The sequence below is a fragment of the Ilumatobacter sp. genome (genome assembly GCF_046290335.1).
Classification (GTDB): Bacteria; Actinomycetota; Acidimicrobiia; order Acidimicrobiales; family Ilumatobacteraceae; genus Ilumatobacter_A.
In genome coordinates, this window is sequence record NZ_JBKAGH010000003.1 from 562,566 (window position 1) to 576,482 (window position 13,917).

The window sequence follows — 13,917 nt, forward strand, 5'->3', positions numbered from 1 at the left end:
ACGACTCGACGGCAACGAGGGGTCCGACCCTGCCGTGCCGGGCGATCAGAGGAGCCCGTGGTCGCGGGCGGCCTGGACGGCGGGCTTGCGGCCGTCGACGCCGAGCTTGCGGTAGATCGCCTTGCAGTGCGTCTTCACGGTGTTGAGCGAGACGTACAACTCGCTCGCGATCTCACGCTGGGAGAGCTGCGACGGGAGGTACCGCAGGACGGCGAGTTCACGGTCGCTCAGTTCCTCGACGAATTCGTCAGACGTCACCCGTTCGGCGAGGCCGTGTCGAGACTCGACGCGAGCGAGATAGCGACCGGCGATGCCCGGGTCGACGCACCGGTCGACGATCGCTCGCGCCTCGCCGAGCAGATGCTCGGCGTTCGTGTCGGCGTGGTCGAAGGCGACATCGGCAGCGCTCGCGAGTGCATAGGTCAACATGACGTTCTCCGGGGACCGCCGGGCGAGTTGCACGCCGCGCAGCGCCGCCGGCACCGCTGACGCGCCGTCGTCGTCGGTCCGAGCGATGACGCTGTGTGCGAGTGCGAGTTGCGGCGCTTCGGAGATCCGGTGCTCCTCGGCATAGGCGAGGGCCGCCTCGGCGAGGTCGCGGGCCGCACCCGCCCGACCTTGTTCGATCTCGGCGACCGCTTCGAACACCGGCGTGACTGCGGCGACGAAGTGATCGGGCCTGCCTGCGGCCATCTCGTTCGCCTGGGCGAGAAACGGTCGGGCCTCGTCGAATCGGCCGCCCATCACCCTCACGCCTCCCAGCACCATGGGGTGCGTCGGCTCGGTCGTGGGCGCCTGCTCCTCGACGGCTCGGAGTCCGGCTGCGACGTCGCCCTTCGCGAGATGGATCATCGCCGTCAACGACTGGATCAGTCCGGTGTCGACGCCATCGACGTCGAGTCGGCGTGCGACGTCGAGCGCTCGTTCGGCTTCGGCGAAGCGGCCGGTCACGAACGACACCCATCCGTGCACGATCGCCAGGCCCTCGTGCTCGTCGACGAGGTCGCCGAGGCGTTCGATGTACCGGGTCACGGTGTAGGTCCGCCCGACGTTCAACAGCTTCGTCGCGTTGTCGGCCACGATGTCGGCGGCCTCGACCATGCACCCGGCTTCGATCAGGTGCTCGACCGCAGCCATCAGATCGCCCGACTCTGCATGCCACCGCCCGGCCGCGGCGTGCAATTCGGCCGACCGCTGCGGTGAGGAACGGACGAGTTCGACGCGCAGAAGATCTCGGAGCAGGTGGTGGAACCGGTACCAGGTGCCGGTTCGGTCGAGGGCGATCACCAGTTGGTTGCTGGCTGCGAGCGAGTCGAGCCAAATGGTGCCGTCGTCGGTGCCACACACCTCGTCGATCAGCGGCCCGGAGAGTCGCTCGAGCACCGACACGTCGAGCAGGCGCTGGCGCTCGGCTCTGTCGACCGAGTCGAGGAACTCGTCGCTCAGGTAGTCGGCGACCAGGTGATCGTCACCATGGAAGGACGCAACGAACTGGGCCGCGTCATCTCCGCCGCGCATCGACAGCGAAGCGAGGACCAACCCAGCAGCCCAGCCCTCCGTTCGATCGGCGAGCCGTCGGACGTCGTCGTTGCCGAGACCTGCGACGTCGGCGTCGAGCAACCACGCTGCCTCGTCGACGTTGAAGCGGAGATCGGCCGCCCGGATCTCGGTGATCTGGTCTCGGACACGTAACCGTCCGAGACGGAACGGCGGATCGAGACGCGTCGACACGACGACGATGCAGTTCGCCGGTCGCTGGGCGACGAGCCGTTCGACGCTGTCGTGGACGTCGTCGTTGCTGATCAGGTGGTAGTCGTCGATCACCAGCACGACCTCCCCACCCACGCTCGACAACGTGTTGACCATCGCAGCGACCACGGCGTCGAGGCCGTCGCCGATCGCCGACCCGATGGCCTCACCGATCCCCGGCACGTGGGTCTGGAGCGACGAAGCGACCCCGCTCCAGAAACGGATCGGGTCGTCGTCGCCCTCGTCCACCTGCAACCAACCGCTCGGTCGATCGTTCGCGTCGAGCCATCCGTTGATCAGCGTCGACTTCCCCGAACCTGCTGGCGCGCTCACCAGCACGAAGCCCCGGCCTGCGGCGACCGACGCCTCGATGCCATCGATCAGTCGATGACGGGAGAGGTAGCGGTGAGGTGGCCGCGGTGGAAGCACCTTGGTCGCGGACACGGCCGCTCGAGCATCGGCCATGCCTCAACAGTAGGTGACCTGCCGCGAGACGACCACAACCCCACCCAGCTGGTCACCCGGGTGACTTCGCCGACCGAGCGAGGCGACCTCACCCCGACAGCATCGAGTCTGGCGTCATGTCCCACCGCTACCAGATCGAGATCCGGGGTCGAGCGACCGAACGGCTCCTCCGGCCCGTCACCGACGACTTCGTCATCGACACCACCGCGGCCGGCGACACCCGACTGACCGGCGAGATCCGCGATCCGTCACACCTTCACGGGCTGCTTGCCCACTTCACCTCGATGAACGCCGAAGTCGTGAGCCTGAGCCGGCTCGACGCTGACTCGGTCGACCCGCACCTTCTTTCGACCACCGAACCCAGACAACACAACCAGCAGAAAGGCACCCAGCCATGACCATCCAAGCCAGCTCTTCCACGACGAGGTCTGCACCAGGACACTCCGCCACCCAGCTACAACGCATCGGTGGGGCCGCAGCAGCCCTCGCCGCGGGCACGTTCGGCTACGGCATCGCAATGTTCGCCACGACGTTCGCCGACTACACCGACCCCGATGCCACGCCGGTCGAATCGGTCGACTTCCTCGTCGACCATCAAGGGTCGCTGCTCGCCTGGTACATCGGCATCTTCATCGTGTTCGGCGCAGCACTCGTGCCGATGGGACTCGCGCTTCGTCAACGCCTTGCGACGACTGCCCCGCTGTTGGCGAACGCCGGGATGGTGTTCGCTGCGATCTGGGCGGCGTTGATGTTCGCCACTGGCATGATCTCGAACATCGGGATCGAGGCGGTCGCCGACCTCGCCGAGTCCGACCCCGACCGGGCCGTGACCGTCTGGTCGGCGATCGACACGGTCACCAACGGCCTTGGCGGCGGGAACGAACTCGTCGGTGGCATCTGGATCCTCCTCGTCTCGATCGCTGGGCTGCTCGCCGCAGCGCTTCCTCGCTGGCTGAACATCGTCGGTATCGTCACCGCGGTGGCCGGGGTGGTCACCGTCGTGCCCGATTTCGAAGCGATCGAGATGGTCTTCGGACTCGGATCGATCGTCTGGTTCGTCGGCGTGGGTGTCACCCTCCTGCGTGATCGCGACACCTCCGAGGCGGCATCGTGACCGGCACGATCGCCAACACGTACTCGGGCCCGTCGACAACGAAGCCCGACGTCCGAGCGGTTTTCTCTGGTGCCGATGTCGTCACCCGGGGGTGAAGCCACGGTGGAATCTTGCCTGCCGGGGTGCAGCGATCACGGCGCTGCGAGCGCATCTTCGACGCCGAGAGATCTACCGGATGTGGTTGTCGTGGGCGAAGACGATGGCGGCGCTGCGGTCGCGGAGCTCCAACTTGGTCAGGACGCGACTGAGATGGGTCTTGAGCGTGGCTTCGCTGACGAACAACTCGGCGGCGGCTTCGCGGTTGTTGAGCCCGCGTCCGATCACCTTGAGCACGTCCAACTCCCGCTCGGTGAGAGCCGAGAGGTCGATCGGCTCTCGGGGGGTCTGGTCCCGGAACGCGTCGAGCACGCGGCCCGCCACGTGCGGATCGATCCACGCGTCACCGGCAGCGACGGCGGCGATGGCGCGCAGGATGTCCTCACCCGGCGCCGACTTCAGCACGAACCCTGCTGCACCCGCCCGGAGTGCGGCGGCGAGCGTGTCGTCGTCGTCGAACGTGGTGAGCACCAGCACGGGCGGTCCATCGATCGCACGCAGGTGGGCGGTGGCGGTGGCGCCGTCGACGCGTTTCATTCGGACGTCCATCACGACGACGTCCGGGGTGCTCCGCTCGACCTGCTCGACGACCTCGTCCCCGTCGGCGCACTCGCCCACGACGGTGAGCCCGGCATCGGTGGCGATCAGACTCCGCAGGCCCGCTCGCACCACCTCCTGATCGTCGACCAGCAGGATGCGGATCATGTCGGGATCCTCGCTCGCACCGTCCACCGACCATCAGCGTTGGACACACCGGCATCCACCGTTCCGCCGATCGAGTGGACACGCTCGCGCATGACGACGAGTCCGCTGCCGGGCTTCGTGGTCGCGCGGCGAACGGGTCGGTCGTTGGCGATCCCGACCTCCACGTCGGCAGCACCAACTCGCACCGTCAGATCGATCGTGCCGGTGCCGTGGCGTACCGCGTTGGTCAGCCCTTCCTGCACCACCCGGTACAGGGTGAGCGCCGTCGGGGCGGAAACGTCGGTGAGACACCCCGTGATGCTGTCGGCGATGTCGGCACCAGCGTCGCGAAGACTCTCCACCAGATCCGGCAGGTCGCCGGCCGACGGTGTCGGCGGACTCGCGCCACCATCGTCGCGCAACAGTTGAACGACGCTGCGGATGTCGTCCATCGATCGGCGCCCCTGCTGCTCGGCGAGCTCCAACGACGCGATCGCTGCGTCGGGGTTCGACCGTACCGACAAGCGGGCCGCCGACATGTGCAGCATCGACGCGGACAGGGTGTGGCCGACGACGTCGTGCACGTCGCCGGCGAGTCGGCGGCGCTCGTCGGCGAGCGCGGCATCGGCGAGCTGGCGTTCGACCGCCAACCGGTCGTCGAGAATCCGGAGGAAGGCGATCACCATGAGGAGTGCGCCGAGCCCGACGAGCGCGACGCGTTCTCTGAAGTCCTCCCGACCGACACCCTGACTGATGAGGACCAGCGCGATCGCCACCGGGACGGCGACCACCCATCCGGGCGAGTGGGCGTCGTCCGGGGCCTGGGCCAGTGCACTCAGCCCGTACGTCAGCGCGAACCCGCCGAGCACGCTCGCCGTGAGACCTCCGGCCCAGGTGAGCTCCCACAGTGCGATTCCCGCCGACCAGACGACGAGCCCGGCGACCACCGACCACCGTGCCCGCCGACGTTGCCGCTGGTCGGCGGACACGTCGTCGAGCGTGAGGTCGGAGTCCATCACCCAATCCTCCCAGACGCCAGACCACGTCGCATCGGTCGCGGAGATGATCCGGCCTGGCTCGGAAGATGACACCGATCAGTTCCCGGGCAGACGACATGTCGGTGCACTCCCTCGACACTGGGGACATCCGTTGCGGAACACGTCCGCGGCGATCAGCGAGAGGAAGTACACATGAGCAACCAGAGCGATCAGACGACGAAACCGGCCTGGCAGGCACCGTTCTTCAGCGGCTTGGTCGGGGTCGCGGCCGGAGCGGCCATCGGCGCCGGCACCGGCATGTGGTGGATGATGGGCGTGCTCGGCGGCGTTTTCTCCGCCTTCGGGTTCGGCTTCTCGTCGAAGCGTTGAGCAGTGGCGACCGACAGCCGGGAGCCGCCGGCGATCAGCATCAGCGGTCTGCGCAAGTCCTACGGTGACCGCGAGGTCGTCCGTGGCGTGAGCTTCGACGTCGCCGCCGGGGAGTGTTTCGGCCTGCTCGGTCACAACGGTGCCGGCAAGACCACGACCATCGAGATCCTCGAGGGATATCTGTCGCGCGACGCCGGGTCGGTGTCGGTACTCGGCACCGACCCGGCCGACCCGAGCAGCGAGTGGCGGTCCCGCATCGGGATCGTGCTCCAGGACATGGACGTCTTCCCGACGCTCACCGTCTCCGAGACCGTCCGCATGTTCGCCGACCTGTACCCGAGGCCCCGCGAGGTCGATGAGACGATCGACCTCGTCGACCTCGGACGGCTTGCGTCCTCCCGGGTCGGCGGCCTGTCGGGCGGAGAGAAGCGGCGCCTGGACGTCGCACTCGGCCTCGTCGGCGACCCCGAGCTGTTGTTCCTCGACGAGCCGACCACCGGCCTCGACCCTGCGGCTCGGCGCGCGTCGTGGACGATGATCGAGGGCCTCAAGGAACTGGGGGTCACGATCGTGCTGACCACCCACTACATGGACGAAGCCCAGACCCTCGCCGACCGCCTCGTCATCCTCGACGATGGCGTCGTCGCCGCGGAGGGCACGTTCGGCGAACTCCTCGAACGCCACGGTGCCGCGACCAGCATCTCGTTCCGACTGTCCACCGGCGCCGGCACTGGCACCGGCACGGACATCGAGGATCACGTCGTCGCGTTGGCGGGATCGATCGAAACCGAACTGCGCGTCGACGGCAGGCACGCGGCGTTCTCCAGCGCCCACCCCCAGCGAGACCTGCACCGGCTGCTCGCATGGGCTGACGACCGGCGGATCGCTCTCGACGACCTCACGGTGCAGCGCAGCTCGCTCGAGGACCTGTTCCTCTCCATCGGCAGCTCCGACGACGACACCCGTTCCGCCACCGCCGCCGACCCCGGCACCGCCAGCGAGCAGGAAGCAGCACCGCAATGAGCGCAGCAACGATCTTCGTCAGCCAGACCCGCTACCACCTGCTGGCCACCGCGCGCGCCGGGTCCGCCATCGCGTTGGGCATCGTCATGCCCGTGGTGTTCTTCCTCGGAGCGTCGGCACTGTTCGGCTCCGACGCCATCGGCGGCGACACGCCCGTCGACGTTCGCGGCGCCGGCGAATCCCCCGACCTGCGCACGTTCTACGTCGGCGGGTTCATGGCCTACGCCGTCATCTACACCGCGTTCGTCGCACTCCTGCCCGACGTGGTCGACATCCGCGAACGCGGCATGCTCAAACGTCTCCGCGGCACACCACTACCGCTACCTGCATTCGTCGCCGCCCGCTTCGCCATCGCCGTGTTGATCACCACGATCGGCGTGGTGCTGATCGCGGTGCTCGGATCGGTGGCGTTCGGCGTCAGCACCCCGGTGAGTGCGATCGCCGGCATCGTCGTGTACACGCTCGCCGGCACGATCACCTTCGCCTGCTTGGCTTTTGCGGCGACGTCGATCACCCGCACCCAGTCCGGCGCACAGGGGATCTCCAACGGCGTCGGCATCATCTTGGCCATGATCTCGGGCGTGTTCTTCGCACCCGACATCCTGCCCGAGTCGGTGCGCTCGGCCGCCCAGTACCTTCCCCTCGAACCGCTCGCCAACGGCTACCAGTCGCAGTACGTCACCGACGCTTCCGGCATCGACCTCGACATCGGCAACCTCGCCATCCTCGGGGCGTGGACCGTCGCCGCCGTCGCCTTCGTGGCGCTGCGCGGATTCCGCTGGCACCCCCAACAGCAGCGCTGACCGGCGCGTCCATCACACTTCGACGGGAACCGCCATGACAGCACCACCGACCACCGACGCCACGACCAACCCCGCATCAGGTCCCGTGGTGAAGGCGGAACGCATCACGTCACTCGACCTGATCCGTGGAGTCGCCATCCTCGGCATCCTGCCGATGAACGCCCTGGCGTTCGGGCTCGACCGGGCGGCGTATTTCAACGTGTCCGCCGACGGCGTCGAGCAGCCGCTCGACTGGGTCGTCGGTGTGCTCACGATGGTCGTCATCGACCAGAAGATGATGGCGCTGTTCTCGCTGCTCTTCGGCGTCGGCGTCGTGATCTTCGCCGAGCGCGCCGCCGTCAAGGGCAGGCGCGTCGTGTGGCTCAGCCTGTGGCGCTTCGCGCTGCTCTTCGCCGTCGGCCTCGCGCACGCCGCACTCTGGTTCGGCGACATCCTGACGCTCTACGCACTGTGCGCCCCCGTCGTGCTGTTGCTGCGCAAGCTCCCCGCCCGGATCCTCGCCACGGTCGGTGTGGCGCTCGCCCTGGTCGGCACCGTGACCGCGCCGTTCTTCCAGTCCGCCGTGGGTGACGACCCTGCAGAGTTCGGCGACTTCTGGTTCGCTGACGCCGCCGCCATGGGGTCGACGGTGGAGACGTGGTTCCTGCTCAACGCGGGAGGCCGGGCGCTCGGTCTCATGCTCATCGGTGTTGCGCTGTATCGGCTCGGCATCGTCCAAGGTGAACGGAACGCCGCCTACTACCGGCGCCTCGCCATCTGGGGCATCGGCATCGGCGGCGCCGTCACCGCAGCCGGCCCGGTGCTCCACATCGCCACCGACTGGTCGGCCGACACCGCGCTCACCGGCACCGTCCCCACCGGGCTCGGCACCATCCCGATGGCACTCGGCTACCTGGCCGTCATCATCCTCTGGAATCGCAGCGGCAGCCGCCACCTCGAGCGGTTCCGCAACGCCGGGCGCATGGCGCTCACCAACTACGTCACCCAGACCATCATCGGGCTGACCACGCTCGGGTGGCTGCTCGACGACATCGGCCTCACCCGCACGATGATCGCCATCTGGATCCTCGCCGTCTGGGCCCTGCAGCTCTGGTGGTCGACCTGGTGGCTGCAACGATTCCGGTACGGCCCCTTCGAGTGGGCGTGGCGATGCGGCACCTACCGATCCTGGCAACCGCTGCGCAGGCCACGCGCCACCGCCCGACGCGTGCCGCCTCGTCAACTCGAGTGAGGACGACCGGGTGCGACCACGTCGTTGGTGCTCTTGGAGTGTGAACTGTGTGCGGTCTGCCGGCGGGTCCTCATCGGTCGCCCACGCTCGACCCGCCGATGAACAGACCAGACACGCTCAGCTCATGACACGATCATCTGGGACGTCTCGACCGGCCAATCTCCGCAGGTCCTCTGGCGTGCCCAAGGAGAGCGTCGACGTGAGTACCCATCAACGCTCAGTGGTCGGCGGGGCCGGCTGGGACAGCAGCGCTCTCGGGTAGAACTCGATGAGACTCGGTTCCTCCCAGTCCGGGTACGCGTCGATCATGGCGGCGGTGTATTCCTCGCCGCTCGATGCGCTGGCCAGCTCGGCTCGGGCGGTCAGGAGGTACTCGATCGTTGCCGCGTAGACGCTGGGGTCGTCCGGTGGTCCGTGGCCGGGATACACACGACTGGGCGAGTCGAGTTGGAGTTCTTCGAGGATGGAGATCCATCGGTCGAGGTGTGGGGTCAGGAACAGATGGGTCTCGTTGAAGACCAGATCGCCGGTGAAGATCGCATCGTGGTCGGGCAGGGTGACGACCATCTGGGCGCGTGCCTCCACGTCGAGGTATTCGTCGGCGACGTACTCGATTCCGTCGATCATGAACGGACCTTCGAGGATCTCGATGTCACGGTCCCCCGCGTCGATCAGGTCAGCGACTGCCGCCGTGGTGGCCACCGGCGCATCGGCGAAGGCGGTGTTGAGCCCGCCGACGTGGTCGGGGTGGTCGTGGGTGATCAGCACGGTCGCGATCGGCTTGTCGAGCGCATCGACCGCGGCCCGGAAGGTCTCCGGGTCGCCGCTTCGATACCCGGTGTCGACGACGACGACCGACGCCGACGACTCGATCACGTAGGTCCCGGTGTTGAGGCTCGGGCCCAGAAAAGAGTGGATCGTGACGTCGCCGACCGCGTCGGCCGTCATCGCAGCATCCTCGTCCACGGTGTCGACCTCCGTGGATCGCGGCGTTGCCGCATCGTCGTCGCTCGCACACGCGAGGCCGACTGCCAACACGAAGGGCAGAGCGAGAACGGGCCAGCCGCGACTCCTGGTGAGAGCCGAGCGGTTCATGACGATGGCAGCGACGACGAGAACGCCAGCAGGTTCAGCACCGCAGCGACCGCCCAGAACGGTGCGAACACGATCCCGACGTTGCGTCCGTTGCGCGACACCCTGGGGTGGTGGCCGAGGAACCCGATGCCGGCGTGGTTGGCATTGACGAGCATGAACAGCACCGACATCACGCCGAACACGAGGTGCAGCGGGTTGCGCTCGATCAGGGTCAACGTCAGCCCGTAGATCACGCCGACGACCACCGAGATGAACGCGAGCGAGCCCTGGCGTTGCTCGAACAGCAGCAAGAAGACGTAGTCGGCTCCTGCCCGCTTCTTCGCCTCGGGGGCGGCGTCGAGCGCCGCGTCGAGCATTTCGAGTTGTTCGTCGTTGGTGAGCGATCCCGCTCTGGTCGGCCGTGCCGGCCCGAACAGCACGAGCACGTAGTTCACGATCCAGCGCGACAGCATCGGGAACGCCGCCTCGACCAGGTGCAACAGCCCCGGGGCCAGGCACACCAGGAGCGCAATCGTAGAAATGGTCGTGTCACTCATGTGAAACCGGGGCCTTGTCGAGAGAGGGGTGGGTGAAGGTGCTCGGATCGCTCATCATGGGCGTGCCAGGACGGCGGTCAGGCCGAGTTCGTCGACGATGTTGTCCTGGATCGGTTGGGTGAGACGGTTGATCTCGGTGACCCCGTGCTCGATGCCGACGTGTGTTCGTGTCGGCCGGTCGCCGGGCTCGGCGGCGACGAGTGCGAGGTAGGCGTCGACGACGAGTTGGTTGTCGGGAGCCGCGTCGGTGGTGAAGAAGTCGGTGAAGTAGGCGAGCATGCCGGCGGGTACGTCCTTGAGTGGGCCGTAGTCGTCGAGGACGTGCCGGCGGGCCTCCGGTTGCACCGAGTTGATGAGGTTCGTCGGGAACGGTCCGGGCTCGACAATCGCGATGTCGATGCCGTGAGGCGCCATCTCGTAGCTCAGGCTCTGCGAGTAGGCCTCCACGGCGAACTTCGTTGCGCCGTACGTGCCGAAGTACGGATAGGCGACACGACCGGCAGTCGAGGAAGTGTTGATGATGAGGCCGCCGCCGGCTCGCCGCATGGCGGGCAGCACGGCCTGGGTGGTGCGGATGACGCCGTAGTAGTTGACGTTCATCTGTTCGTGAGCCTGCTCGACGCTGTAGGCCTCGGTGTGGCCGATGTACATGATTCCGGCGTTGTTGATCAGCACGTCGACCTTGCTGTCGACGTCGATCACCTGGGTGACCGCAGCCTCGACCGACGCGTCGTCGGCCACGTCCATGTCGAGTACGCGGATGTCGCCGGGGGCCGCTTCGAGGAGCTCCTTGGGTTCACGGTTCGAGCCGTTGGCGTTGCGCATCGTGGCCCAGACCCGGTACCCGGCTTCGGCGAATGCGAGGGCCGACAGGTGGCCGAATCCGTTGCTGGTTCCGGTGATGATGACGTTGTTCATGGGTTCCTCAGAACTTCCCGTTGTCGTGGGCCATCTCGGCGGGGATCTCTGAGATCACGTCCCAGTGTTCGACGATCTTGCCGTCGTCGAGACGAAGGAGGTCGTAGTAGGCGGTCGGGGTGTCGCCGAGGGCACCCTCGGACATGAACAGCACGAAGTTGCCCTGCCCGATGATCTGGTGGACCGTGTCGTAGCGAAGGGCGTTGCCCTGCTCGGCCTGGGCCGCGAAGCCCGCGCCGAGGGCCTCGAGGCCGTCGCCCCACCACGGGTTGTGCTGGATGAGGTCGGGGGCCATGAACTCGGTGATGCGGTCGAAGTCGCCGTCGATCAGCACGGCTTGGGTGAACTCGGCCACGAGGGCCTTGTTGGCCTCGGTCTGGTCGAGGTCGGTGACCTCGGTGGGGCCGTCGGTCAGCGTTCGCCCTGATGCGTTCGGTTCCGCCGGTGGCTGCAGGTTGTCCCAGTGCTCGGCGACCTTGCCGTTCTCGATGCGGAACACGTCGAACGCGACCAGGGTCGGGGCGCCGAACAACTCTGCGTTCTCGTAGGTGTTGTGGAACACGACGAGGTCGCCGTCGGTGAAGACGCGATGCGTCGTCACCGAGATACCGCTCTCTTCCAGGGCGGGGATGAATTCGAGGACGGGAGCCGCCCCGGTCGGCACTCCGGTGTTGTGCTGGATGTAGTCGGGGGCGAGCAGTTCGGCGGCGGCGTCGGGGTCGAAGTCGATGAAGAGCGCTGCGAGGGTTGCCGTGGCGAGTTCGGTCGTTGTCATGGTGGCTTGTTCCTGTTCTTGAATCGTTGTCTCGGTTGGTTCGGTACCGCTGGCTTGCTCGGCGGTCGGGGTCGAATCGCTGCACGCGGCGACTGCGATCGCTGAGGCGACGAGGACCGGGGTGAGGATCTTCATGTGGGGCTCTCCGACTCGTGGGTGGCGATGGATTCTCGTGTTTCATACCATGCGGTACGAAAACAAGATAGACCGCCCGGCCGCTACTACCAACCCGAACGTACCGAAAGGTACGAAAATATTCACGGCGGAATCTTCGAGCGAGTTCGAGTTGAGTACCGCCTGGTACGATCAAGGGCCAGTCTCAGAGGGAAGCAACCTCAGAAAGGTCGGGCATGGTGGTCGAATCGAGCGGTGGTCGCGGGAGGGGCCGGCCGAAGACGATCGATCGGGAGCGTGTGATCGACGTCGCGATGGACGCCTACTGGCGTGAGGGAACCGACGCCGTGTCGCTGAACGAACTGTGTCGCCGAGCCGACGTGTCCAAGCCCGCCCTCTATCGCGAGTTCGGCGGCGAGGACGGCCTCATGGATGCCACCCTCGAGCGCTACGCCGAGACAGTGCTTGCGCCGATGCTGGATAGGACGACCAACGATGCGCCTTTCGCCGAAGTCCTCGCGGCGATGATCGACATCATGCTCGACATCAACCGGGACATGCCCGCCGGTTGCCTGCTCGCGAAGATGCGGGTGTTGTCATCGCAGCTCGGCTCGGCCACGCAGACCCGGGCCGACGGCCTTCGGGACGAAGCCCGAGGGTGCTACGCGGACTGGGTCGAACGCGCAAAGGCACGCGGCGAGATCGACCCAGGTGTCTCCACTCCGGTTGCCGCCGCCTTCATCGACAACCAGTTCACCGCGCTGCTCATCCAGGTCGCGCTCGGCGAAGACCGCGACATGCTCCGACTCCAAGCCGAACTCAGCTTCGCCGGCCTGACCAGCGGGCTGACGCCACGCTGAACAGCCGGGCTCGATCTGGACCGACGCACTCTGGCGCTGCCCGGCCACACCCACGCTTCTCGGGTCGCCTGGCCTGGGCGTTCGACGTTCTCGGGGGGTGCGTCATCGGCGACGTGGATCGCCCTTGGAGCGAGGGCGGTCAACTCTGGCGTTCGGCGACTCGTGCTTCGAGCTCGTCGATCGCCATCGCCCAACCCTGACCACCGGGCGAGTCGCGGGGGACGCCGATGTGGGTGACGGTCATCCTGGTGCGGTCGCCGAGGTCTTCGAGGTCGACCACGACCGAGGTCTCCATCGGCGTTCCAGCGGGCATGCCCATCTGTTCGGCGGTCAGCGCGCTCCCATCGGCGTCGGCCATGCTCTCGGTGTACGAGAGGCGGATCATGGGCTCGACCTCGCGGTACTCGCCGACGAAGAACATCGCCATCACACCGTTCGGAGTGTCCATCTCCATGGCGATGTGGCGGCGACCCCCGACTCGGACGTCCATCTCCGCGGTCGGGATCCTGGAGCCCATCGGCCCATACCACTTGGCGAAGTGCTCAGGGTCGGTCCACATCGACCAGATCACCTCGATCGGTGCGTCGAACGTGCGGTCGATCTGGACGTCGTTGGAGTCGATCATTGCGGTGCCGCTTTCTTGTCTGGTGAGTGGTTGCCGTGTTGGAGTTGTCGGACGTAGTCGTCCATGCGGTCGAAGCGTTCGTCCCAGATGTGGCGGTACTGCTCGGTCCAGCTCGCGAGTTCGGCGAGTGGCGCTGCCGCGATGGTGCACGGTCGGGATTGAGCGCGCCGGCTGCGTGTGACGAGGCCGGCGCGTTCGAGCACCTTGATGTGCTTGGAGATTGCCGGAAGGCTCAGATCGAACGGTTCGGCCAGTTGGTTCACGCTTGCCTCGCCTTGGGCCAGGCGAGCCAGGATCGCTCGACGGGTCGGATTGGCGAGCGCAGCGAACGTCTCGTCCAGGCGGTCGTCGTTCAGCGTTGCGGTTCCTGCCAGCATCCCCTCTTTGCTTTCATGATTGGTTAATTAACCAGATGCGACATTACGAGTGGAGCCGCCGGCTGTCAACCGAGGTGGCAAGCGT

16 protein-coding genes are annotated in these 13,917 nt (G+C 66.9%); 7 read left to right on the top strand and 9 right to left on the bottom strand.

From position 1 onward, the window contains the following. Positions 1–45: 45 nt before the first annotated feature. Positions 46–2,214, bottom strand: a complete 2,169-nt coding sequence (locus ACE37B_RS15185; protein ID WP_409924168.1) for a LuxR C-terminal-related transcriptional regulator — start codon at positions 2,212–2,214, stop codon at positions 46–48. Positions 2,215–2,330: 116 nt separating this feature from the next. Here ACE37B_RS15185 and ACE37B_RS15190 point away from each other — a divergent pair, with 116 nt between their 5' ends. Then, positions 2,331–2,612 (top strand): hypothetical protein, encoded by a 282-nt coding sequence (locus ACE37B_RS15190; RefSeq protein WP_409924169.1) that lies wholly within the window; start codon positions 2,331–2,333, stop codon positions 2,610–2,612. Continuing rightward, entirely contained in the window at positions 2,609–3,328 is a 720-nt protein-coding gene (locus ACE37B_RS15195; RefSeq protein WP_409924170.1) for a hypothetical protein, read from the top strand. Before ACE37B_RS15190 ends, ACE37B_RS15195 begins: the two co-directional genes overlap by 4 nt. Before the next feature lie 168 nt (positions 3,329–3,496). Here ACE37B_RS15195 and ACE37B_RS15200 read toward each other — a convergent pair whose 3' ends face one another. Together ACE37B_RS15200 and ACE37B_RS15205 are read right to left on the bottom strand one after the other, a co-directional pair. Next, the gene (locus ACE37B_RS15200) at positions 3,497–4,129 is read right to left on the bottom strand and encodes a response regulator transcription factor (RefSeq protein ID WP_409924171.1); all 633 of its coding nucleotides are present in this window, start codon (positions 4,127–4,129) and stop codon (positions 3,497–3,499) included. After that, a complete protein-coding gene (locus tag ACE37B_RS15205) occupies positions 4,126–5,199 on the bottom strand; it encodes a sensor histidine kinase (RefSeq protein WP_409924172.1) in 1,074 nt (357 codons plus the stop codon). The genes ACE37B_RS15200 and ACE37B_RS15205 overlap by 4 nt, the downstream gene beginning before the upstream one ends. A gap of 99 nt (positions 5,200–5,298) precedes the next feature. Between ACE37B_RS15205 and ACE37B_RS15210 the strand changes: the two genes are divergently transcribed. The 4 genes from ACE37B_RS15210 to ACE37B_RS15225 are packed head-to-tail and all read left to right on the top strand — an operon-like array spanning position 5,299 to position 8,532. After that, complete coding sequence (locus tag ACE37B_RS15210) at positions 5,299–5,475, top strand: hypothetical protein (protein WP_409924173.1); 177 nt, start codon at positions 5,299–5,301, stop codon at positions 5,473–5,475. A 3-nt stretch (positions 5,476–5,478) separates the two neighbouring features. Beyond that, a complete protein-coding gene (locus ACE37B_RS15215) occupies positions 5,479–6,498 on the top strand; it encodes an ABC transporter ATP-binding protein (RefSeq protein WP_409924174.1) in 1,020 nt (339 codons plus the stop codon). Next, positions 6,495–7,301, top strand: coding sequence for an ABC transporter permease (locus ACE37B_RS15220; RefSeq protein WP_409924175.1), 807 nt, complete (start codon positions 6,495–6,497; stop codon positions 7,299–7,301). Before ACE37B_RS15215 ends, ACE37B_RS15220 begins: the two co-directional genes overlap by 4 nt. Before the next feature lie 34 nt (positions 7,302–7,335). Further along, positions 7,336–8,532, top strand: a complete 1,197-nt coding sequence (locus tag ACE37B_RS15225) for a DUF418 domain-containing protein (protein WP_409924176.1) — start codon at positions 7,336–7,338, stop codon at positions 8,530–8,532. Between the two features lie 210 nt (positions 8,533–8,742). Here ACE37B_RS15225 and ACE37B_RS15230 read toward each other — a convergent pair whose 3' ends face one another. The 4 genes from ACE37B_RS15230 to ACE37B_RS15245 all read right to left on the bottom strand — a co-directional run bounded on the left by ACE37B_RS15230 (position 8,743) and on the right by ACE37B_RS15245 (position 11,991). Continuing rightward, positions 8,743–9,480, bottom strand: coding sequence for an MBL fold metallo-hydrolase (locus ACE37B_RS15230; protein WP_409924177.1), 738 nt, complete (start codon positions 9,478–9,480; stop codon positions 8,743–8,745). 143 nt (positions 9,481–9,623) lie between these two features. Further along, on the bottom strand, positions 9,624–10,127 hold the full coding sequence (locus ACE37B_RS15235; protein WP_409924178.1) for a hypothetical protein: 504 nt from the start codon (positions 10,125–10,127) through the stop codon (positions 9,624–9,626). A 90-nt stretch (positions 10,128–10,217) separates the two neighbouring features. After that, positions 10,218–11,081: an SDR family oxidoreductase gene (locus tag ACE37B_RS15240; protein WP_409924179.1), complete on the bottom strand. Its 864-nt coding sequence runs from the start codon at positions 11,079–11,081 to the stop codon at positions 10,218–10,220. A gap of 7 nt (positions 11,082–11,088) precedes the next feature. Then, positions 11,089–11,991 (bottom strand): nuclear transport factor 2 family protein, encoded by a 903-nt coding sequence (locus ACE37B_RS15245; protein ID WP_409924180.1) that lies wholly within the window; start codon positions 11,989–11,991, stop codon positions 11,089–11,091. Positions 11,992–12,206: 215 nt separating this feature from the next. On the opposite strand from ACE37B_RS15245, the gene ACE37B_RS15250 reads away from it, so the two are divergent. Beyond that, on the top strand, positions 12,207–12,830 hold the full coding sequence (locus ACE37B_RS15250; RefSeq protein ID WP_409924181.1) for a TetR/AcrR family transcriptional regulator: 624 nt from the start codon (positions 12,207–12,209) through the stop codon (positions 12,828–12,830). A gap of 139 nt (positions 12,831–12,969) precedes the next feature. On the opposite strand, the gene ACE37B_RS15255 is transcribed toward ACE37B_RS15250, so the two are convergent. Together ACE37B_RS15255 and ACE37B_RS15260 are read right to left on the bottom strand one after the other, a co-directional pair. Beyond that, complete coding sequence (locus ACE37B_RS15255) at positions 12,970–13,455, bottom strand: SRPBCC family protein (RefSeq protein WP_409924182.1); 486 nt, start codon at positions 13,453–13,455, stop codon at positions 12,970–12,972. Next, the gene (locus ACE37B_RS15260) at positions 13,452–13,832 is read right to left on the bottom strand and encodes an ArsR/SmtB family transcription factor (RefSeq protein ID WP_409924183.1); all 381 of its coding nucleotides are present in this window, start codon (positions 13,830–13,832) and stop codon (positions 13,452–13,454) included. Before ACE37B_RS15260 ends, ACE37B_RS15255 begins: the two co-directional genes overlap by 4 nt. Positions 13,833–13,917: the final 85 nt, after the last annotated feature.